The organism is Streptomyces sp. NPDC107521 (genome assembly GCF_055598485.1).
The window spans coordinates 1-1042 of sequence record NZ_JBVKAT010000058.1 but is presented as its reverse complement, the minus strand read 5'-3'; the positions used below and the strand labels follow the sequence as shown (position 1 = coordinate 1042).

Below are 1042 nucleotides of genomic sequence, written 5' to 3'. Positions count from 1 at the left end.
CTCCAGACCCTCCCCCTCACCGAGCGGATCCGGACCGAACGCTTCGACGCCGTCTTCGGCGGCGGACGCCGCGACGAGGAGAAGGCCCGCGCCAAGGAACGCGTCTTCTCCCTGCGCGACGAGTTCTCCCAGTGGGACCCCCGCCGCCAGCGCCCCGAACTCTGGAACCTCTACAACGGGCGCCACGCCCCCGGCGAACACGTCCGCGTCTTCCCCCTCTCCAACTGGACCGAACTGGACGTCTGGCAGTACATCGCCCGCGAGGGCATCGAACTGCCCGCCATCTACTACGCCCACGAACGCGAGGTCTTCGCCCGCTCCGGCATGTGGCTCACCGCCGGCGACTGGGGCGGCCCCCGCGACGGCGAGCACACCACCAAGCGCCGCGTCCGCTACCGCACCGTCGGCGACATGTCCTGCACCGGCGCCGTCGACTCCGACGCCGACACCATCGAGAAGGTCATCGCCGAGATCGCCGCCTCCCGCCTCACCGAACGCGGCGCCACCCGCGCCGACGACAAGCTCTCCGAGGCCGCGATGGAAGACCGCAAGCGCGAGGGGTACTTCTAGAGATGAGCACCACCACCGGGGTCCTGACCGAGAGCACCCTCCTGCGGTTCGCCACCGCCGGCTCCGTCGACGACGGCAAGTCCACCCTCGTCGGCCGCCTCCTGCACGACTCCAAGTCCGTCCTCACCGACCAGCTCGAAGCCGTCGAACGCGCCTCCGCCCACCGCGGCCAGGACACCCCCGACCTCGCCCTCCTCACCGACGGCCTGCGCGCCGAACGCGAACAGGGCATCACCATCGACGTCGCCTACCGCTACTTCGCCACCCCCCGCCGCCGGTTCATCCTCGCCGACACCCCCGGCCACGTGCAGTACACCCGCAACATGGTCACCGGCGCCTCCACCGCCGAACTCACCGTCATCCTCGTCGACGCCCGCAACGGCGTCGTCGAACAGACCCGCCGCCACGCCGCCATCGCCGCCCTCCTCCGCGTCCCCCACGTCGTCCTCGCCGTCAACAAGATGGACCTCGT

2 protein-coding genes are annotated in these 1042 nt (G+C 70.8%); both read left to right on the top strand.

Annotation, left to right across the window (positions count from 1 at the left end; all coding sequences use genetic code 11):
* On the top strand, window positions 1-570 hold a 570-nt coding region (gene cysD / locus ACZ7LB_RS31955; RefSeq protein WP_471473197.1), incomplete at its 5' end, for a sulfate adenylyltransferase subunit CysD.
* Window positions 571-572: 2 nt separating this feature from the next.
* The coding region (locus ACZ7LB_RS31950) for a GTP-binding protein (protein WP_471473195.1) at window positions 573-1042 on the top strand (470 nt) is incomplete at its 3' end.